The sequence below is a fragment of the Granulicatella sp. 20925_1_28 genome (assembly GCF_041433575.1).
In the GTDB taxonomy this organism is placed as follows: Bacteria; Bacillota; Bacilli; order Lactobacillales; family Aerococcaceae; genus Granulicatella.
Genome location: NZ_JAPWBS010000010.1, coordinates 31934 through 51268 on the forward strand (window position 1 = coordinate 31934; position 19335 = coordinate 51268).

Here is a 19335-nt window from a genome sequence, read left to right on the forward strand (position 1 = left end):
GGATAGCTCCCAAGTGTACTTCGCGGATGTGGGGGATTGTCTTGCACCGACCGACAATTCTCTTCTTTCTCCCGTGGACAACCACTACTGCGCTTGTTCATTGCTTCTATATGTGCATTTAGTATACGGCTTATCCTACTTGATGTCAATGACTACATTTCATCAGGAGCAGCTACGCCAAGAAGCGCTAAGCCTTGTTTTAGGATGCTTGCTGTTGTTTGTACTAAAGCGATACGGCTGTTGAAGGCTTCATCTTCAACGAGCACTTTTGTATGTGCGTAATATTTATTGAACGCTTGTGCTAAGTTGATAACGTATTTCGCAATTGCTGATGGTTCGCATTTTTCTTCAGCGAAACGCACAACATTTGGATAGTTTTCGATGAGTTTCAATACTTCCCACGCATCATCGTCTGTTAATGAGAAGGCAGCCTGTGTATCAACGGTATGGTTGGCTTTACGTAAAATACTCATCGCACGAGCGTGTGTATATTGAACGTATGGACCTGTTTCTCCTTCAAATTGCACGACTTCTTCCAGCGCGAAATCGAAGTTGTTTGTACGGTCGTTCTTCAAGTCGTGGAAAATAACCGCACCTACCCCAACAGCGTGTGCCACTGCTTCTTTGTTTTCGAGTGATGGGTTTTTCGCTTCGATTTGTTTCAAAGCAAGTTCTGTTGCTTCTTTTAACACGCCTTCAAGAAGGATGATTTTTCCTTTACGTGTCGATAATTTCTTACCGTTCAATGTGATTAGTCCGAATGGAATATGCACGATATCTTCAGACCAAGGTAAATTGAGTTCTTTTAAGACTGCTTTTAATTGTTTGAAGTGGTTTGATTGTTCCATCCCTACCACGTAAATACATTTCGCGAAGTCGTAAGTATTCTTACGGTAGTTTGCGGCTGCTAAGTCACGTGTCATGTATAATGTTGCGCCGTCTGATTTTTTAATTAATGCTGGTGGTAAATCATATTTTTCAAGGTCTACAATGGTAGCGCCATTATCCACTTTTAGTAAGTTCGCTTCTTCAAGCATGTCGACCACAACGTCCATCTTGTCATTATAGAACGCTTCTCCGTTATACGAATCAAAAGTCACGCCGAGTAAGTCATACACGCGGTTGAATTCTTTCAATGATTCGCTTCTGAACCATTCCCATAGACGAACGGCTTCAGGGTCTCCATCTTCTAGTTTCTTGAACCATGCACGACCTTTGTCATCTAACGTTGGATCTAGTTCTGCTTCTTCGTGGAAACGAACGTATAATTTAATCAGTTCTGCGATTGGATCTGCTTTTACAAGCTCTTCGCTTCCCCATAATTTGTACGCTTCGATGAGTTTCCCGAATTGTGTTCCCCAGTCTCCTAAGTGGTTGATACGAATTGGTTCGTAGCCCACTTTTTTCTCAAGGTTCGCAATCGCGTTCCCGATTACTGTCGAACGTAAATGTCCCATTGACATTGGTTTTGCGATATTTGGTGAAGACATATCGATCACGACTTTACGTCCTTGACCGTAATCCCAGTCACCGTAATGTTCTCCAAGTTCTAAGACTTCTTTTAAGACTTCATCGGCAAATGCGCTACGTTCTAAGAAGAAGTTCGCGTATGGTCCCATTGCCTCTGCGCGTTCGATGTGCTTATCGCTTACAGCTTCCACGATTTCTGTCGCGATAGCTTGTGGTGCTTTACGTAATACTTTTGCAAGTGTAAATGCAGGAAAAGCAAGGTCCCCTTGGTTGGCGTATTTAGGCACTTCAATCATTGATACGATTTCATCAACGCTTAAATGCTCGCCGACTGTTTTTGCGATTTGTTCTGCAACAATTTTCTTGTAATTCATCTTTGTTCTCCTTTTCTTTGGTTTTTATACTCGGATATCCATTTGCACAAAAAAATCCCTATACGACGACAGTCATATAGAGACGAGAATTCCCGTGGTACCACTCTGCTTGCTCAAATTGAGCCACTTTACTCGGTAACGGCGAATCCGGATTATCCTACATTTCAAATAATCATTTCAAAAGTGCGGTTCATTTTTAATGAATGGTTGGCTTTCACCCTTCCAACTCGCTAATACATTCGGTTAAAAACTACTCTCTTTTTCATCAATTTTGCTATTTAACTGTCATCCACTGTATCATAACTAGCCTGATTTTGCAATTTTACTTCTCTTTGAAATAACGAATCCCATTGACCACTGAAGAAATCGCAAATAATACTGCCACAATTCCGTAGAGGGGCTTCGAAGTAAATGCTAAAATCACAAATGCAATCGCACAAATGGCGTACACAATACATTGATATAAGTTTTGATTCATCCCTGTCACCTACTTCAATTTATCATGGTCATACGTATGCACGAGTTCAAGCCCTGCAAAACGTTGTTGGCGAAGCGCTTCATACACGACAATCGCTGCCGTATTCGATAAGTTCAACGACCTCACATGCGTATCGTTCATCGGAAGACGCAAGCATTTCTCTTCGTTTTCGCGCATAAACTCTTCAGGAAGACCGGTTGTTTCTTTCCCGAACATGAAGAATTGTTCCTCATCGCGGGCTAAATCCACCTCATCATACGTGTGGTTGGCGAATTTTGTAATTAAATATAATGGACGTTCTCCTAAATATTCTAAGAACGCTTCGAGGGATTTGTGATACGTAATATCGACATCATGCCAATAATCAAGCCCCGCGCGTTTTAAGTGCTTGTCATCTGTCGAGAATCCAAGCGGTTCAATCAGGTGCAGTGGCGAATTCGTCGCCGCACAGGTTCTTGCGATATTCCCAGTATTGGCTGGGATTTGTGGTTCAAATAATACGATATGATTCACCGTCATTTGGTTGCCTCTTCTCTATATTTTTCTTGTAAGACTACAATTGCTTTGTCTAATTCTTCCACTAACTCGATATCTTCCTTCGATGGATTTTCGAGCGATTCGAGTTTCTTGGTTGCTGCTGCTTTTTGCTCGTTAAAATAATCAATCATCTCTTGGTTGGATTCATTTACGATTTCTGCAACGGCCCATGCAGCGGTTCCCTTCATCACAGGACGCATATCTTCTTTCATGACACGAAGCAGCAGTGGCACCGCCGTTTTATCGCGGTAGTTGGCCAGGGCAATAATCGCATTTCGTTGCAACGGCTTCTTCCCACGCCACGATCCAGCCATTTTGCCAAAACGCTCCTTAAATTCCTTATTCGAAATCGTCACGAGCGGTTTCAATAGCGGATGCGTCTCCTCAACGGATGGCTCCATTTCAGGATGCAAGTGGAAATCTTTCCCCTTATTATACGGACACACTTGCTGGCAAATGTCACAGCCGTAAATCACATGCCCGATTTTTTTACGAAACTCTTGCGGCATAAAGCCCTTCGTCTGCGTCTGATACGACAAGCAGCGCATGGCATTCATACGCCCGTCGCCAAGGAGCGCACCTGTCGGACAGAAATCCACACAGCGCGTACAATCGCCGCATCCGTAGTCCACCATTTCGTCGGTTGGAAACTCGATATTCGTAATCAGCTCCCCTAAGTAGACATACGATCCAAATTCCTTCGTAATGAGAAGTCCATTCTTGCCGACAAAGCCAATTCCTGCACGCTCGGCCACTCGGACATCGATTAATTCGCCGGTGTCGACCATCGGCTTAAATCTAGAATCTTCGTCTTGAACTTCTTCCTTGATGTAGTTAATCAGTGCTTCCATGCGTCTTGAGAGAATAAAGTGATAATCCTCCCCCCACGAAGCCCGCGCAAAGGCCCCGCGACGCTCTCCTTTCACACGTTCCGGCTTATTCTTTGGAAGTGTCGGATATGCCAGCGCAATGGAAATAATGGTTTTTGGAGTATCGAAGATTTTCTCAGGATAAATACGCTCTTCTAGCACTGGATGCTCAAATCCTGTCGTATGGCCGAGTTCTTTGGAACGGCGCATACTCTCTTCTAAGTGCGTAAACGGCTCGGCAGAAGCAAAACCAATCTTATCGATGCCAAGCTCTTTACTTTTAGCAATAATTTTCTGTTTTAAGACTGCTGTATCCATCAAAAACCTCCTCTCTTTCTTCCTATCTATTGTACTATACTTCTCTTTTATCACAAAGTGTCTAAATTTTGCGCAAAAAAAGAACGCTAGCCTTCGGTGTAAACACTGCGAAAGTTAACGTTAGTCGAACATCAATTGCCGTGCAAAATGAATTACAGAGCAAAAGATTATTTGTATAATAGCGCTTTTCTTAGAAAAAATCAACTGAAAAGTTAAGAAAAGTGTAAGAAATTTAAGACAAGAGAAAAATTGACAAATTTCAGCATTTAATCACCCTTAAAACTGCCTATAAACATTGCCAAATAATCAAAGAAATAAGGACCCACACTGTGAGTCCTTATGCATTATGCGTCTTTTTTGTGGGCTTCTTTAATTTTATTAAAGATGCTTTCTGTAATATAGGCACCTGCTTCTGGTTTTCCTGTTCCATTAATGATTACATCATGGATACTAAGATTACCATCAAGTTGCTGGATGAGTCCTTGCCAGTCTTCTCCGAATTTTTGACGGAATCGAAGCCAGTCTGTAAAGAACATCATTGCTTGTTGCTTTTCTGTACCTTTCTCCATGGCTAAATCAAACTTGAATCCGTCTTTGAATTTCGTAACGCCTTTTTCATTCGCTTGTGGAATTTCTCCGTGGGCACGCATTGGAGTGATGAAGTTAGCCTTCAATAATTCTTGCCCGAAGAAATAGAAGTACATTTCATGAAGAAATTCTTTTTCTGGAGTATCTGGTTTCCCTAATTGACCTAGAAGCAACATCCAACGAACCAATCCTGGATTTTCAACAGGGATATCTACTTCACGCATTCCCTCATAGTTTGGAAGTTCAACCAAGCCTTCTGCCGCAATCGCAGTATATTCAGAAAGAATCTGAACCCCTTGTGCTCCATCTAATAATATGGCCTCTCTGAGGAAGTTTAAAATACCTTGTTTATCTTCTCCATTATCGATATAACGAAGTTCATAGTTTTCGTCATCTGCATTTCGCTCTTTTAAGTGTTTCTTGTTCGCTTTCGTTACCAAGTGAATCATTGGAGGTGATGTTAAATAGTTATCCTCATCTTCTGTCGATGTCTTAGCAAATAAGAACGGTTCACCTGTTTTAACAGAATAGACTGCATAAATACCATCTAAAATCAATAATTTATCTCGAACGATTGTCACAAGAGTACGAAGTTTGTTGAAATTCTCTTCACGTTTTTCTTCCGAATCATTCTCTGCATTGGCATTACAATACCATAAAAAGAGTCTCCAAATTTCGGCAATGTCGGTTATTGATAAGTGAGCTCGGTCTAAATCAGTGATGACGCCGTCCTCCACACCAACAAAACGTTCGCCAAGAGCATTGATGTATGCAGAGTACATTTGCTGCTCAGTGACGCCTTCAGAATGAAGTACCGTTCCAACGTATGGGAAGAATTGTGTTGCATTCTCCACCCATAAAACAGCTTTTTTGTTCGACACTTCCATCACACGATCTTCACCGACTTGAATTCCGTAAACTGCTGTTCTAAATGGTTCTTCATCATCGCTCCCCATTTTAGTAAGAATGACTTCATCCCCAACTTTTATGGTTCCTGTTACTTGTCCAGCAACAACCATATCTGGTGAATCTTTTGAGACAGTATATATATATTCAATTCCCACTGTAAACACACGGGGTTCTTCAGTTTCTTTAGTTTTTTCTACTTTTTTTGGAGCAGTCTCAACTGCTGCTTGCTCTTCCTTTTTTTCTTCTGGTTGAACCGGTTTTTCTTCTACTTTCGGTTCTTCTTTTTTACGAGAAAATAAATCCTTTAGTCCCATTATTAAACCTCCTGGCTGTTAATAATTGTATTATAACATACTTTTATTGTTTGTTTTCGCCTTTTTTCACGATAGCTACAAAATAGTGCACCGTTACTTTTGAGAGCGGATGAGAGGTGCTATAGGCCTTATCTTCGGCACTTGCTCCCCAGTATAACGGCGTCATTTCGAGTAAATGACGATAAGTTTCTTCTGTTAAATCGACCGTGTAACGTACCTCTTCAAACGTGACTTGAGGGCATTCGGACTGCACGCGTTCTAGAATGTCCGCATTCGAATACGTTTGTTTTTCCGGATTCGAACGGTAGAGCTGTTGGCGTAATTCCGCTAAATAATCGTTGCCAGGGATGACTTTCACGAGCGTCCCTCCTGGAGCCAATACGCGCATAAACTCTTGGTAGTTCGATGGCGTTAAAATATTCAAAAGCGTTCCACAAGATGCATCCGCAAATGGCAAGTTCGCCAGGTCCCCTAAGAAGAATAGCGCTTGGTTTCCAAAATGAACCGACGCTTGATGGATGCCTTCTTTAGCGATATCCGTTCCGCATAAGGGTGCCTTCACACGCTTAGATAACCACGATAAATGACTACCTTCCCCGCATCCGATATCGACAATAAACTTCTCTTCGTCTGTCGGAAGATGCGGCAAAATTGCCTCTAATAAAGGCTCAAAGAACCCACTCTGCGCGAGTTCATAGCGATGATGGAAAAGAGGCGCATTATAGTCCGTATTCGCATTTTGCTTCATGAGATGCAAGGTGCCTTTTTTCGAAATATTAAATCGGTGCCCCTTTCCGCAAACGACGCTATGATTCTCGGCAGAAACCATCGCATCATGGCAATACGGGCAACGAAAGGCATATAAGTGTTGGTTGATAAATTGTTCGGCCCAATCGATTTTCTTAATGGCCGCGTTTAGTGCTTCCTGTTTTGTCATTCGATACACTCTTTCTCGTTTTCTCTGTTTCAGTATAGCACATTCGCAACCAAATGCTGGAAACAGTCTATTTTGAGAATTTTTAAGAGAGTGCTACAATGAATTTACTTGAAGAAAATGGAAAAGGTGAAGGAGAAGAATTATGACACAAAAAATTCCAGTTACAATCGTCAGCGGCTTCCTTGGCGCTGGGAAAACGACTTTAATCAACAAAGTTTTAAAAGAAAAACACGGCGAACATATCGCGGTTGTCATTAACGAATTCGGCGAAATCGGTGTAGACCATCAATTCGTACTTGACGTTGAAGAAGAAATCTATCAAATGGATAACGGCTGCCTCTGCTGTACTCTTCGTACAGACATTGCCGATATGTTGAAATCTATTTTAATGGTGAAAGAACAAAACGGCATTCGCGTGGACCGCGTGTTATTCGAGACAACAGGTCTTGCTGATCCAGCTCCAATCGCACAAACATTTATTAACGTGCCATTCTTAAACGAGCACTTTATCTTAGATGCGGTATTAACGGTTGTGGATTCTAAAAACTTCCTATACCAAACAGCGCATCAACCTGAACCAGCAAAACAAGTTGGGTTCGCGGATAAAATTTTCATGTCAAAACATAGCTTAGTCGATGAAACGATTTACGCAAAAGTTGTAAACGAAGTTCGTAGCATCAATGCCTTTGCAGAAATTCAAGACCTTGACGCACGTCCTGTTCATATGAGCGACATGTTTGGGCTTGAATTGTTCTACGCATCTGAGAAGAAAATCTTAGAAATGCAAGAACACGCCGAAGAAGAATATTGCGAGGAATGTGGCCATACACATGCGCACGGTGACCACGATCACAACCATCACCATCATGATCACGACCATGAGCATGATCATCATGACCATGACCACGAACATGAACACCATGAACATGATCACGAACATGAACATGAACACCATGAACATGATCACGAACATCATCACCACAGTCATAGCCACCATAGCGGTATTAACTCATTCGTTATCGAGACTGATAAACCTTTAGTTCTCGCAAACATTAATGAATGGTTGAACGAGCTTGTTTATATTTACGGGCCAGAATTATACCGTTATAAAGGAATCTTAAACGTGGAAGGATTAGATTACCAAATCATCTTCCAAGGGGTTCAAATGAGCTTTGATATTTCAAGAGGCCGTGATTGGAATGATACAAAACGCAGCTCAACATTGGTCTTCATCGGAAAGAACCTTCCAGAAAACCAATTACGCGAAAGCTTTATTGCTTGTACTGAAAAATAAATCAAACGAAAAGGTCGTCCTATTAGGACGACCTTTTACTTTTTATCTTAATTTCTATCTTAATGGACTTCTATTTTCCAAGTTCTTTTAATAGTTCTTGGTGTTTTTGGCGCCAATCTGCCTTCTCTTCTTCGGTAATTTCACGAAGGACGCGGCATGGATTTCCGACCGCAATCACATTACTTGGAATGTCTTTTGTCACCACAGAGCCAGACCCGATGACCGTATTATCGCCAATCGTCACTCCTGGATTCACCGTCACATTCGCCCCCAGCCATACGCTGTTGCCAATCGTAATCGGCTTGCCAAATTCTGGACCCGCATTGCGCGTTTCGGCATCAGTTGGATGTCCTGGCGTCACAAGCGATACGTGCGGACCGAACATGCAGTTGTCCCCAATCGTAATCGGCGCGACGTCTAGTAATGTACAGTCAAAATTCGCATAGAAGCCTTCGCCAATCGTTGTATGAACTCCGTAGTCCACATAGACTGGTTGCTCCATGTAAATCTTCTCGCCTGTTTTCCCGAATAACTGTTTCAACAACGCACGTCTTCCTTCGAAATCATCGAAGTCCAAACGATTGTATTGTTGCGCTAGTTTTTTCCCTTTAATTGATAAGTCTCTTAGCCCTTCTGTCAGAGACGGAATATACAAGTCTCCCGTGAGCATACGTTCTTTCATGGTTTTCATTCTGTTTCCTCCTCTTTCACATACGCCTTTGCTTGAACAATACGCTTTTCGAGTTCCATCAGGTCGATAAAGCGAGCTTGGCGCGCGAATTCTTTGTCTCCAACCATCAAGAGAATGGCGGGCACGGTTAATACTTCATAGCGGCTAGCCACTTCTGGATGAAGAGTGGCGTCGATTTCTTCTACGGTAATGCCGTAGTCTCCCGCGATTTCCATAACTTGCGGACGAATCACATGGCACACGCCGCATGTTGGAGTCGAAATATAGATGATTTTTACGGTTTCCATTTTCTCACCTCACTCCTATCATACCCGATAGCCCAAGAATTCTTGCAAACTTTGCTCATAGGCCCTTTTTTAGTAGAAAACACTTAACAAACCGCGTCTTGATTGTGTATAATGGAAGAGTTAAGTCCAGATGAAAATCAGAAAGTGAGTGAAACAATGGGACGTAAATGGGCAAATATTGTCGAAAAGAAAACAAAATTAGATGCTAACAATAGTAAAATCTACGCTAAATTCGGGATTGAAATCTATGTAGCTGCAAAACAAGGGGAACCAGATCCTCATTCAAACCAAAAATTAAAATTCGTTATTGACCGTGCTAAAACTTATAATGTACCACGTCATATCATCGAACGTGCGATTGAAAAAGCAAAAGGTGGCGGCGATGGCGACTACCAAGAACTCCGTTACGAAGGTTTCGGACCAAACGGCTCTATGATTATCGTAGATGCCTTAACAAATAACGTAAACCGTACAGCAGCTGACGTACGTGCCGCTTACAGCAAAAACGGCGGTAACATGGGTGCACCAGGTTCTGTAACTTACTTATTTGACCACACAGCAATCTTCGGTATCGCAAACAAAGATGCTGACGAATTATTAGAACAATTAATGGAAGCAGACGTTGACGTTCGTGACGTTGTTCAAGAAGACGACCAAGCGATTGTTTACGCTGAACCAAACGACTTCCACACTGTTCGTAAAGCATTAGAAGATTTAGGAATCACTGAATTCACAGTGAGCGAAATCGAAATGATTCCTCAATCAGAAGTAACACTTGAAGGCGACGACTTACGTTTATTCGAACGTATGATTAACGCTCTAGAAGACAACGAAGACGTTCAAAAAGTGTACCACAACGTAAACTTAGAAGACTAATAATAGAAAAAGCAAAATGTAACATATAAGTTACATTTTGCTTTTTTTGTTTCCTTTCAACCTGAGAACGTACTTCTCATCAGCTTCTTATCTCGAGAGGCACCTCACCCAGAAAGCACCCCATTCCCTTTTAGCAAAAAGGACAAAACAGGATACGAAAAGCTCCATGGATTCTATAGTAGGAACAATAGCGTGTGCATTCAATGTGAATTACTGCCGCTTGGGAATTTATTTCCTAGCGGCAGTTTGAAGCTTGAAAGGAATTGAGACGTAAGGCTCAATCCGGTGTAGCTATTGTCACTCCTATGAAGATATCCATAGGAGCTTGTAGTATCCTGTTTTTTGTCCGTCCTATTTATTTTGCACGTATTGTTCTAATCGGTAGCTTCCTGCAGTGAGGTAGACCCCTGCCATCGCAAGAATCACCCAAACTGATGGGAAGAGCGTTTGAAGGTCAATCGACTTGTACAACCAGTAAATCGGGCTGATATACGCCACAAGTCTGAGCCAACTTCCTCCAAAATCACCAAACGCTGCTGGCATTCCAATCCCCGCCATGATCATTACAAACAGCACTCCAAACGTCGTCGCGTGTCCTGGTGATTTGAAAATTCTGAAGAAGAATAAGTTTAGGCAGAGACTGAAAATAATCGTCGCGGCTAATAGTCCTGAAAACACTCCCCAGTTCATTTCTGGAACGAGGCCTGTCAAGACCATCGCTGCCATCATAATCATATTAACGATAAACATAAAGATAAAGTACGCCAATAAAAACGAAAGTGTGATTTCCAAATTAGAGCGTGGAGAGACGACTGAGCGTTTCAACACATGACTCTTCTTGAAGTTAATCCAGTCCGAAGCAATCACCGATGCATTCATGATGACATAGAGAAGAGAGATGAGTATGACGACTCCACTCGCAACACTCGTCTTCGTTTCATTGATAGTAACCACCATTTGATTGTCACTCTCTGGCAAGGTCTCTTCTTTCGTCAACACGCCTGTTTGTTGCAGCTTCGCGTTTAGCATGACTTCTTTTAACACCTTCGTCAACTGTGCATCAAGAAGAAAGTCTCTCGTGCCGCGCTGCGTATTCCAGATGCGAATCGTTGGCACTTGGCCTTCTTTTGCCTTTTGTAAATAGTTCGCAGGCACTTCGTAAATAACGGTCATTTCGCCTTTTTTCAAGGCCTCTTTGGCGCTATCTAAATCGAAGTACACATTCTCTTCTCGAATATACGGCGCAATCAATTCTTGGTACTCCTCATTTCCCTCGTTGAATACAAAGGCAACGGTTTTTGCGACCGTACTTGGCGCTTTCGTATCCACCGTTCCTTGCGAAGCCAGCATAATCCCATTGACAAGGACCGGCATTCCAATCATCATAAAGAGAATTTTTGGTATTTTCAATAATCGTTTCAAATGAAAGATTGTCATTCTTACAAGATTCATTGACGCGCCTCCTTTCTCTTCAATGACCAGTTAAAGACTAGACTTAACACTATAATAATCGTTGAAGCAACCGTAACTTTCATCGGCACACCATTCATCACATCGATAAATGGGGTGTAAGTAAATTGGCGAAACGGATTTCCGCTTAGGAAACTAAAGGTTGAACTAATTCGATCTAGAGGGATGACACCCGATAAGAACATGTAAACCAAGTTGATTCCAGTAGAGAAGGCTGGTAAGTTCTTCTCCGTCACGAAATTGCCGAGTAAGTTTCCAAGAACATTAAAGACTAGACTATAGAAAACGATGAGGACAAAGATGCTACCGATGTTTCCTCCAAAAGTTGTTGGATCGAGGATTTTCCATAGGCCGATATACACGAATGCCAATAGCGTCGTCATAATCATATTCACGGCTAAATCAAGTCTGTCTCGTTCACTAATACTAAATGGCAATACGTTCAAGCGTTTGCGAAGGCCACTGAGTTCTCGTTGTACCCCAAAGCGCATCGCAGTTTCAAGGAATATGATGAATAGAAATCCAAGCCCTGTAATTGCGTAGTGTTGGTTCGCGGTTACTTGGGACTCAGCTTCCACTTGGTCCGTCTCGAAGGCCCCCGCCAGAATCTCCTGTTGCAAGGATACAAGCATCGCAGCTGCTTGTTCGGGTGTAATGGTTGCATTTTTACTTTCTGCAACTTCATGTATCACCGAACTGGCTTCTAATAATTGCGAAGTCATTGTTTTCAAGAGAGATTCATACACCGCAAGTGACGTACTCGATGTTCGTCCTGATTTCTCAATGGTAATCGGAGTTGCTTGCGAACGCGTTTGAATCGACTCTGTAAAATCAGATGGAATCGTCGCAATGATTTTGGCATCGTCTTTCACACTTGTCAGCGCAATTTGTTTTTCCTCAGTGAGTTGCTCAAATAACGCAACGATTTGTTGTCCGTAAGCACCCTTGTCTTGATTATCGATATAAATCTTCGTCTCTATATTTAAATCAGATGGATTGAAGGCTCCCTTTGTGGAGAAGGCTAAGAATAACGATAATAGAAACGGCATTATGACCATGAGTAATAGCGCCGGCAAAGACTTCAGAGAGGATATTAAATTGGCTTTAATATAACGAATGTATCTCATAAGTCCTCCTTAATCACGAAGCGTCTTTCCTGTTAATTGTAAGAACGCCTCTTCCAATGTCGTTTCTTTGACGTTGACGGATTTAATCACGAGTTGTGCCTGTTCGACTTGCTCAATCAACTTCATCATCGAGAAAATCGTTTGGTCAATCGTAAGTTCCATGTCTTGGCCGTCGACGGTTACAAATTGAATGCCGTTTTCGCTATTCTTCAACACTTCGTCAAATCCAGCAGGCACGCGGTCCAATGTGAGCGCCACCGTTTGTGTATGCCCCACGAGTTTTTTCACTTCTTCTTTCGTGCCATACGCCACTTCTTCTCCTAAATCGAGAATGAAGACACGCTTACAGAGGGCTTCGATTTCCTCCATATAATGCGACGTGTAAAGAATCGTCGTGCCTTGTTCGGCAAGAGATTGAATATAGTCGAAGATATGTTGACGCGACTGCGCATCCACCCCAACAGTTGGTTCATCTAAAATCAAAATCGAAGGATTATGCAACATCGCAACGGCAATATTCAAGCGACGTTTCATCCCGCCAGAGTAGTTTTTCACTTTCTCTTTCTTCTTGTCGGTTAGACCTGCCACTTCCAGCAACTTCTCAATTTGACTCTTCAACTCTGCTCCCGCTAGCCCGTAAAGTCCACCGAAGTATTCTAAGTTGTCAACCGCGTTCAATTCCTCAAGAAGCGCGATATCTTGTGGCACTAAGCCTAAGTGTTTTCGAATTTCTACTTTATCGGTTTTAATCGACTTTCCATTAATGAAAATCTCACCGCTATCCATCGATTGAATCCCTGTCAGAATATCAATCAATGTACTTTTCCCGGCTCCATTAGGTCCAAGTAATCCAAAAAGTTCCCCTTCCATAATTTCAAAGGAAACATTTTGTAGGACTTTTTGTCGTCCGTAAGATTTGGTTACGTCTTTAATTTCAATCATATGTACACCTCTTTATCGAATAAATGAAAGAATGGCTGTTAATAAACAAAGAACAATCGCGACAATTGCTTCCTCTTTTAAATCTTTAGGGGTCTTCTTGGATTCGTTCATTTGTTTACCCTCCTACTTGTTTGTACCCTTATCATAGCAAACACCCATCGGAGTCTATAGTCCAAAACGTCATCACATACCGTGACGAAAGTCATGTTTTTATAAAAAATGCCCCGACTCTTTCAGATTCTATACTCCATAGTGGTTTGTCTGAAAGAATCGGAGCAGTCTTAATTATTGTTTGAGTTTGTTTTCGTACGCAAAAATCACAAGTTGTGTACGGTCACGCAATTCTAATTTCGATAAAATCGTACTAATATTATTTTTTACGGTTCCTTCTGAAAGGAAGAGGGTTTGCGCGATTTCTTTATTGCTTAAGCCTTGCGCCACTTGTTGGATGAGTTCCACTTCACGCGGTGTCAGTCCCCATTTCTCCGCATCAAAGGTTGCAGGCTTCTCAACAGTCGTATTCGTCAGTAGAGCCTCTGAAATCACCGTATCCATCACGACTTTCCCAGACAGAGCGACTTTAATCCCATCAAGAATCGCCTCTGGACTACTGTCTTTTAATAAATACCCCGAAGCACCATTTTGCACGGCTTCGACGATATATTCGGTATCTTGGAAGGTCGTCACAATCAGCACCTTCACCTCCGGAAATGTCTCTTTAATCAGCTTCGTTCCTTCGATTCCGTTACTCTCAGGCATGCGAATATCCATCAAGACCACATCTGGTTGGTGCTCCTTGCAGGCTTCAAAGGCCGCACGTCCACTCTCTGCTAAAGCGAGGACTTCGACATTACCGCTCGCCTCAAGCATGATTTTTAAACCCGTACGGATGAGCATTTCATCGTCGGCAATAATAAGTTTGATTGGGTTTGTCATGGTTCTCCTCGTTTCTATTGTTTTTCTGTATTCGGTAGGATCATTTGCACGGTCACACCTGGATTTGACGCCTCAAGTGTCACCGACCCACCTTCTGCACGAAGTCGTTCTTGGAGGGATTTGAGTCCGCCTTTTGGAGCTAAATCGACCGCTCCCGTTCCGTTATCCTTAATCGTTACGACTAATTGCGATGGATTATACATCAGTAGCACGGTAATGCGTGTCGCTTGTCCGTGTCGCATCGCGTTTGTAATCGCCTCTTGGACCCCACGGAAGATGCTGAGCTCTGCCTCACTTGTGAGCGTGAAGGTTGGCTCATTTTTTCTAAATTGAATATCGATACCGCTGTTGACTTGCACCTCATGGAAAAATTCTTCCAGCGCAATATCCAGCTGCTTCTTATCCATTTGTTCCGGCTTCAAGTCATGAACAATCTTACGCACTTCTTGCAATCCTTCGACCGCAAAATCACGAAGCCCTTCGCTCATTTCTTGAATCGGTGAATTTTGTTGCTTCGCCAGTTGCGAAATCGCCCCTAGCTGAATAATAATCGTGGACAGACTGTGTCCCACAGAATCGTGAATCTCACGAGAAATTCGGTTTCGCTCTTGCAACGTGAAAATTTCCTTCATCGTCCCCATTTTATATTGGGCTTGTTGCAAGTCATACCGTTGCTCGCTGAGTTTTTGCTCGGCTTTTTCCAACTCTTCTTGCAGCGCTCTTCGCTCTTCCAAAATATGATTTCCATAAGAGAAGAATAAAAGGAAGAACAAAGTCATCACGACTTGAATGCTGTTCCCTTGTTGAACGGCTGGAACGATAACGACCGCCCCTAATATGAACTGTAGAATCAATGCATTTCTAAAGGAGAATCGCAGACTCACCTCGAAGCAGAGAAGTAGAATCAGTCCTGTAAAAATAGTATGGAAATACAAACAGAGGAGGACGACCGCGATGCCTTCAATCAGGATATACCACTGATATTTCAATGAATAATAGCCAACTTGCACAAGCGCGATAAATCCAAAGAAGAAGGCGATGTCTCCTGCGTTCATATTCGGTAGTTGCGACCATTCAAAAAGCGCAAAAAGGATGAAACCATACCGAATAATGAATCGTACCCATTGATCGATTTTCATGATTTCACCCCTTTGTCATTACTGATTTAATAAAAATAAAAACGCGATAAAATTATTGAGAAAATGCATCGAGATAGATGCAAAAACATTGTCGTTATAATAACGATACATCCCAACAATCGGAATCGTTAATGGGACGTACATCAATGCCGCTGTCCAATCAATCAAACCTGCAGCATCTTTTGAAAGTGCGTGAAGTAGCACGAATAGAAACGCTGAAATAAACGTTAATACGTGAACGTTGAGCGATTTCTTAAATGACCCGATAATCGCTTCACGAAACACCAATTCTTCTAGGATTGGCGCCACAACGCATAGTAGAACAAACATCAAGACGGCGTCATTTGCGCTCATCATCTTCTCAATTTGTTCTTGGTTGTCCGACGTCACATCTCCAATAAACTGAGCGACCGCAATTGCTAATCCGATACGAAGTGCGTATCCAATTGCCAAATCTCGAATAAACGGACGCTTGATGAAGTTTTTGAACCCTTCCACAAGCTTCTCGCGGAACAATGCGACCCCAATCGCTGTTGAAACCAATTGAAGAATTAGGTAGGCGTTTGTATCCACACTTGGTCCCGAAGACGTATAACGAATAAAGAACACCGGGAACACCATCAAGTTTAAAAAGTAAACAACCCATAATAGAACCGCATTTTTCTTCATAGAACACCTCTAGTCATCCGTGAAACGGACTGGTTTTGTATTTTTAATGCTATAGATTTTTTCGATTTTGCCATCATGCCATACGATACCGTGAAGCGCGCCGCCAAAAACAGCTCCGCCATCGATACCGATTTTGCCATCGTGTTGCCATAATTTCATAAAGTCGCCATCTTCGTTTAAGCCACGTAAAGGTGTGTGTCCGAAGATAATCGTTTTGCCAGTGTTGTTAACCCCTTTATGGAACGGTTCGCGAATCCAGTAGAAGTCTTTTGGCTCAGTGTCGTGCCAGTCGTCCAAGCGTAAATCTACCCCAGCATGCGCTAAGAGCAAATCGCCTTCATCGATAAAGAGAGGACGTTCTCTTAGAAACGCGATTAGTTCTGGATATTGTGCTTTAATCGCTTCGGCATCTTCCACCGGATTGACTGGAGTGCCTTGTGGACGTCCGAGTAAGTCGTTAATCGTTGTATCCCCATTGTTTCTGAAGTAGTGTGGAAAACGACCTTCGGGATCGTCGATAAATGCCAGGAACATCACTTCATGATTTCCCATCAAATACCATGCGTTTTTCTCTTTCGCATATTTCATCCCTGTAAGGACACTACGTTTATTGTCGGGACCACGGTCAATCAAGTCTCCCATGAAGACCAGTTGCTGAGTTTCTTCGTCCCAGTTTTGAAGCATTTCTTCCATCATGTCTGCTTCGCCGTGAATATCACCAATAATAAAATATGTTTTTTTCATTTTCTACACCTCAATTGCTCTGTTACTGTCTATTATAGCAAACTTTCGCATCAATATGAAAGTGGATTTGACTCATGAAAAAATTTGCAAAAAAAGAAGCCTTACTTTCGTAAGACTTCTTCGTCATTTAAGATTATTGGTTTTCTTTTTTACGAGTGAATAATAACGCTGCCGCTACAACCACAAGTACGCCACCAATGATAACAGTGAAACCTTTTGCTGTACCTGTATTTGGTAATTCAGGACGTTTTGGTTCTTCTGTCGTTGGAACTGCTGGAGTTTCTGTTGTTGAACCTTCAGTTGTAGTTCCTTCTGTTGTTACAGCTGTAGTTGCTGCAGTTGTCGTTGTGCTCTCTGTAGTACTTGCAGTTGTTGTTGTACTTTCTGTAGTACTTGCAGTTGTCGTTGTACTTTCTGTAGTACTTGCAGTCGTTGTTGTACTTTCTGTAGTACTTTCAGTTGTCGTTGTACTTTCTGTAGTACTTTCAGTTGTCGTTGTACTTTCTGTAGTACTTTCTGTTGTTGTTGTGCTTTCTGTAGTACTTTCAGTCGTTGTTGTGCTTTCTGTAGTACTTTCAGTCGTTGTTGTGCTTTCTGTAGTACTTTCAGTCGTTGTTGTACTTTCTGTAGTACTTTCTGTTGTAGTTGTGCTCTCTGTAGTACTTTCAGTTGTAGTAGTTGTTGTCGTAGTAGTAGTTTCAGGCATTTCACCATCAGCTGTACCAGAACCAGATAATAATGTGTAAATTACATCTGTTGATTGTTCACTATCTAAACCTTCAGCAGTAATTGAGATTTTGTTTTGTGGGTTCTTTGTAGGATCCACTAAGTTTACGATATAGTCAATATAAATAATTTTATCTGTTGTATCGATTTTTACTTTAATACCAGTATCAGTAACTTCGTAGTCACTTTCAGAAAGGAATCCAGATGAAACCCATGGATTTTCTGAATCCACTAATTCAACACGTAATGAACCAGGTACGTATGTTTGGTTTGAATCCCAAACATCTTTAATTTCAACATTACTTAATGTTTTTCTAGCGGCGTTTAAACGTGCCCACCAGTGAACTTGTTCAGCGTTCTCTGTTGGTTGAAGACCCCATTTAGTAACCATTTCTCCTGGAGTAGGTCCTTCAAGTGGATCGATTTTTTGTGATACGACAGTACCGTTAAAATCAAGTTCTTGAGTAGTATCTGCTAAACGATTGTCTGGTTCCCACTTAACATCAACTTTTAATTCGATGTTTTTGTTTAATTTGTGGTCTTTAAAGTATGGACCAAACGTTACTGTAACTGCACCGCTTTCTGGTGACACTTCAGCATATGCTACTGTTTCTCCCGCTTTATTATAAATTGGGAAGCTGTAAGAAGATTGAATTTTTACAGGTGAATTCACTTTGAATGTCATTGTGTCATTCATGTTGATATCGATATTATCAGGAATATCTACTTTAAATGTAATTCCCCAACGAGCATATAAATCGGCTGCATCTCCCGAAATTTGAACAGTTGGATTCTTCACTTCAATCGCTGTTCCATTTTTTGTTACTTCTGCCGCACTTGCTTGTTTTGGAGCAAAGAATACTGTTAAAGCAAATAGAGCGGATAGTAATAAGAATAATTTCTTTTTCATAAAAATCCTCCTAGTTTCTTGATTTAAATTCTATTCTTTCAAACTCAATCATTTTTTATCCTAAAATCAACACGGTTTTTTCGAAAAAGCGATTACGTTTTGAAAGAAATTTGAACATAAATCAACTAATAGTTATTCTAAACTACTATTGCTCTAACTGCAATTCAAAAGCCCCTAAATCATGTGTTTTTAATGATTTTTTTCTTTTAAAAATGAAAAATAAAAAAACTAGAAATATCGGAAATATTTCTAGTTTGCTCAATTATTATAAAATTCATTTAAAGCTACTTGCCGGGATTGAACCGGCGACCTCCACCTTACCAAGGTGACGCTCTACCGACTGAGCTAAAGCAGCGTTTTTTGGGTAAAAAAAAAGAACTCCGCCAGTAGGACTCGAACCTACGACATCATGATTAACAGTCATGCGCTACTACCAACTGAGCTATGGCGGAAAAATATTAAAGCGTGGCAACGTCCTACCCTCGCAGGGAGAAACCCCCAACTACTATCGGCGCTAAGAAGCTTAACTTCTGTGTTCGAGATGGGAACAGGTGTATCCTTCTTGCCATCGTCACCACACTTTATCTTCTGAAAAAACTTTCGTTCTTTCAAAACTGAATCTATATCCAACTCCATCAATCTACCAGCTATACAACTCGTGGTTAAGTCCTCGACCGATTAGTACTAGTCCGCTCCATGCCTCGCGGCACTTCCACTTCTAGCCTATCTA

General features: G+C 41.7%; 18 protein-coding genes, 2 tRNA genes, 1 rRNA gene and 2 other annotated features (1 of these 23 running past the window's edge). Of the genes, 2 read left to right on the top strand and 19 right to left on the bottom strand.

Annotation, left to right across the window (positions count from 1 at the left end; genetic code table 11):
• Window positions 1-110: a binding site (T-box leader), on the bottom strand (it extends 92 nt beyond the left edge of the window).
• 42 nt (window positions 111-152) lie between these two features.
• The 6 genes from argS to O3793_RS06085 all read right to left on the bottom strand — a co-directional run bounded on the left by argS (window position 153) and on the right by O3793_RS06085 (window position 6794).
• Window positions 153-1844: an arginine--tRNA ligase gene (argS, locus tag O3793_RS06060; protein WP_371446284.1), complete on the bottom strand. Its 1692-nt coding sequence runs from the start codon at window positions 1842-1844 to the stop codon at window positions 153-155.
• A gap of 75 nt (window positions 1845-1919) precedes the next feature.
• Window positions 1920-2119: a binding site (T-box leader), on the bottom strand.
• Window positions 2120-2166: 47 nt separating this feature from the next.
• On the bottom strand, window positions 2167-2322 hold the full coding sequence (locus O3793_RS06065; RefSeq protein WP_371446285.1) for a hypothetical protein: 156 nt from the start codon (window positions 2320-2322) through the stop codon (window positions 2167-2169).
• Between the two features lie 9 nt (window positions 2323-2331).
• Entirely contained in the window at window positions 2332-2841 is a 510-nt protein-coding gene (trmL, locus tag O3793_RS06070) for a tRNA (uridine(34)/cytosine(34)/5-carboxymethylaminomethyluridine(34)-2'-O)-methyltransferase TrmL (protein WP_285252276.1), read from the bottom strand.
• The gene (queG, locus tag O3793_RS06075; protein ID WP_371446286.1) at window positions 2838-4046 is read right to left on the bottom strand and encodes a tRNA epoxyqueuosine(34) reductase QueG; all 1209 of its coding nucleotides are present in this window, start codon (window positions 4044-4046) and stop codon (window positions 2838-2840) included. Before queG ends, trmL begins: the two co-directional genes overlap by 4 nt.
• A gap of 344 nt (window positions 4047-4390) precedes the next feature.
• Window positions 4391-5857 carry a hypothetical protein gene (locus tag O3793_RS06080; protein ID WP_371446287.1) on the bottom strand — a complete coding sequence of 489 codons (1467 nt, stop codon included), beginning with the start codon at window positions 5855-5857 and terminating at the stop codon, window positions 4391-4393.
• 43 nt (window positions 5858-5900) lie between these two features.
• Window positions 5901-6794: a methyltransferase domain-containing protein gene (locus O3793_RS06085; RefSeq protein WP_371446288.1), complete on the bottom strand. Its 894-nt coding sequence runs from the start codon at window positions 6792-6794 to the stop codon at window positions 5901-5903.
• Between the two features lie 142 nt (window positions 6795-6936).
• Between O3793_RS06085 and O3793_RS06090 the strand changes: the two genes are divergently transcribed.
• Window positions 6937-8088 carry a GTP-binding protein gene (locus tag O3793_RS06090; protein ID WP_371446289.1) on the top strand — a complete coding sequence of 384 codons (1152 nt, stop codon included), beginning with the start codon at window positions 6937-6939 and terminating at the stop codon, window positions 8086-8088.
• A gap of 70 nt (window positions 8089-8158) precedes the next feature.
• Here the strand turns inward: O3793_RS06090 and O3793_RS06095 are convergent, their stop codons facing one another.
• Complete coding sequence (locus O3793_RS06095; protein WP_371446290.1) at window positions 8159-8779, bottom strand: sugar O-acetyltransferase; 621 nt, start codon at window positions 8777-8779, stop codon at window positions 8159-8161.
• Complete coding sequence (locus tag O3793_RS06100; RefSeq protein ID WP_371446291.1) at window positions 8776-9066, bottom strand: thioredoxin family protein; 291 nt, start codon at window positions 9064-9066, stop codon at window positions 8776-8778. Before O3793_RS06100 ends, O3793_RS06095 begins: the two co-directional genes overlap by 4 nt.
• A 156-nt stretch (window positions 9067-9222) precedes the next feature.
• Here O3793_RS06100 and O3793_RS06105 point away from each other — a divergent pair, with 156 nt between their 5' ends.
• Complete coding sequence (locus O3793_RS06105; protein WP_048782106.1) at window positions 9223-9942, top strand: YebC/PmpR family DNA-binding transcriptional regulator; 720 nt, start codon at window positions 9223-9225, stop codon at window positions 9940-9942.
• 351 nt (window positions 9943-10293) lie between these two features.
• Here O3793_RS06105 and O3793_RS06110 read toward each other — a convergent pair whose 3' ends face one another.
• The 11 genes from O3793_RS06110 to rrf all read right to left on the bottom strand — a co-directional run bounded on the left by O3793_RS06110 (window position 10294) and on the right by rrf (window position 19184).
• The gene (locus tag O3793_RS06110; RefSeq protein WP_371446292.1) at window positions 10294-11394 is read right to left on the bottom strand and encodes an ABC transporter permease; all 1101 of its coding nucleotides are present in this window, start codon (window positions 11392-11394) and stop codon (window positions 10294-10296) included.
• Complete coding sequence (locus O3793_RS06115; protein WP_371446293.1) at window positions 11391-12539, bottom strand: ABC transporter permease; 1149 nt, start codon at window positions 12537-12539, stop codon at window positions 11391-11393. Before O3793_RS06115 ends, O3793_RS06110 begins: the two co-directional genes overlap by 4 nt.
• 9 nt (window positions 12540-12548) lie before the next feature.
• Window positions 12549-13481 carry an ABC transporter ATP-binding protein gene (locus O3793_RS06120; RefSeq protein ID WP_371446294.1) on the bottom strand — a complete coding sequence of 311 codons (933 nt, stop codon included), beginning with the start codon at window positions 13479-13481 and terminating at the stop codon, window positions 12549-12551.
• 285 nt (window positions 13482-13766) lie between these two features.
• Window positions 13767-14417, bottom strand: coding sequence for a response regulator (locus O3793_RS06125; RefSeq protein ID WP_371446295.1), 651 nt, complete (start codon window positions 14415-14417; stop codon window positions 13767-13769).
• 14 nt (window positions 14418-14431) lie between these two features.
• Window positions 14432-15556: a sensor histidine kinase gene (locus tag O3793_RS06130; protein WP_285252420.1), complete on the bottom strand. Its 1125-nt coding sequence runs from the start codon at window positions 15554-15556 to the stop codon at window positions 14432-14434.
• A gap of 18 nt (window positions 15557-15574) precedes the next feature.
• Window positions 15575-16225: a lysostaphin resistance A-like protein gene (locus tag O3793_RS06135; RefSeq protein WP_371446296.1), complete on the bottom strand. Its 651-nt coding sequence runs from the start codon at window positions 16223-16225 to the stop codon at window positions 15575-15577.
• A 9-nt stretch (window positions 16226-16234) separates the two neighbouring features.
• A complete protein-coding gene (locus tag O3793_RS06140; protein WP_371446297.1) occupies window positions 16235-16969 on the bottom strand; it encodes a metallophosphoesterase family protein in 735 nt (244 codons plus the stop codon).
• Between the two features lie 133 nt (window positions 16970-17102).
• On the bottom strand, window positions 17103-18605 hold the full coding sequence (locus O3793_RS06145) for an Ig-like domain-containing protein (RefSeq protein WP_371446298.1): 1503 nt from the start codon (window positions 18603-18605) through the stop codon (window positions 17103-17105).
• Between the two features lie 282 nt (window positions 18606-18887).
• A tRNA-Thr gene (locus O3793_RS06150) sits at window positions 18888-18960 on the bottom strand.
• 23 nt (window positions 18961-18983) lie between these two features.
• Window positions 18984-19057, bottom strand: a tRNA-Asn gene (locus tag O3793_RS06155).
• Between the two features lie 11 nt (window positions 19058-19068).
• A 5S ribosomal RNA gene (rrf, locus tag O3793_RS06160) occupies window positions 19069-19184 on the bottom strand.
• Window positions 19185-19335: the final 151 nt, after the last annotated feature.

Bases quoted from the DNA above. Each gene is read 5' to 3' on its own strand.
- O3793_RS06145 (WP_371446298.1), bottom strand. From the start codon at position 18,605: ATGAAAAAGAAATTATTCTTATTACTATCCGCTCTATTTGCTTTAACA.
- O3793_RS06080 (WP_371446287.1), bottom strand. From the start codon at position 5,857: ATGGGACTAAAGGATTTATTTTCTCGTAAAAAAGAAGAACCGAAAGTA.
- O3793_RS06120 (WP_371446294.1), bottom strand. From the start codon at position 13,481: ATGATTGAAATTAAAGACGTAACCAAATCTTACGGACGACAAAAAGTC.
- O3793_RS06140 (WP_371446297.1), bottom strand. From the start codon at position 16,969: ATGAAAAAAACATATTTTATTATTGGTGATATTCACGGCGAAGCAGAC.
- O3793_RS06090 (WP_371446289.1), top strand. From the start codon at position 6,937: ATGACACAAAAAATTCCAGTTACAATCGTCAGCGGCTTCCTTGGCGCT.
- O3793_RS06130 (WP_285252420.1), bottom strand. From the start codon at position 15,556: ATGAAAATCGATCAATGGGTACGATTCATTATTCGGTATGGTTTCATC.
- O3793_RS06115 (WP_371446293.1), bottom strand. From the start codon at position 12,539: ATGAGATACATTCGTTATATTAAAGCCAATTTAATATCCTCTCTGAAG.
- O3793_RS06095 (WP_371446290.1), bottom strand. From the start codon at position 8,779: ATGAAAACCATGAAAGAACGTATGCTCACGGGAGACTTGTATATTCCG.
- O3793_RS06110 (WP_371446292.1), bottom strand. From the start codon at position 11,394: ATGAATCTTGTAAGAATGACAATCTTTCATTTGAAACGATTATTGAAA.
- O3793_RS06085 (WP_371446288.1), bottom strand. From the start codon at position 6,794: ATGACAAAACAGGAAGCACTAAACGCGGCCATTAAGAAAATCGATTGG.
- trmL (WP_285252276.1), bottom strand. From the start codon at position 2,841: ATGACGGTGAATCATATCGTATTATTTGAACCACAAATCCCAGCCAAT.
- O3793_RS06135 (WP_371446296.1), bottom strand. From the start codon at position 16,225: ATGAAGAAAAATGCGGTTCTATTATGGGTTGTTTACTTTTTAAACTTG.
- O3793_RS06105 (WP_048782106.1), top strand. From the start codon at position 9,223: ATGGGACGTAAATGGGCAAATATTGTCGAAAAGAAAACAAAATTAGAT.
- O3793_RS06100 (WP_371446291.1), bottom strand. From the start codon at position 9,066: ATGGAAACCGTAAAAATCATCTATATTTCGACTCCAACATGCGGCGTG.
- O3793_RS06065 (WP_371446285.1), bottom strand. From the start codon at position 2,322: ATGAATCAAAACTTATATCAATGTATTGTGTACGCCATTTGTGCGATT.
- O3793_RS06125 (WP_371446295.1), bottom strand. From the start codon at position 14,417: ATGACAAACCCAATCAAACTTATTATTGCCGACGATGAAATGCTCATC.
- queG (WP_371446286.1), bottom strand. From the start codon at position 4,046: ATGGATACAGCAGTCTTAAAACAGAAAATTATTGCTAAAAGTAAAGAG.
- argS (WP_371446284.1), bottom strand. From the start codon at position 1,844: ATGAATTACAAGAAAATTGTTGCAGAACAAATCGCAAAAACAGTCGGC.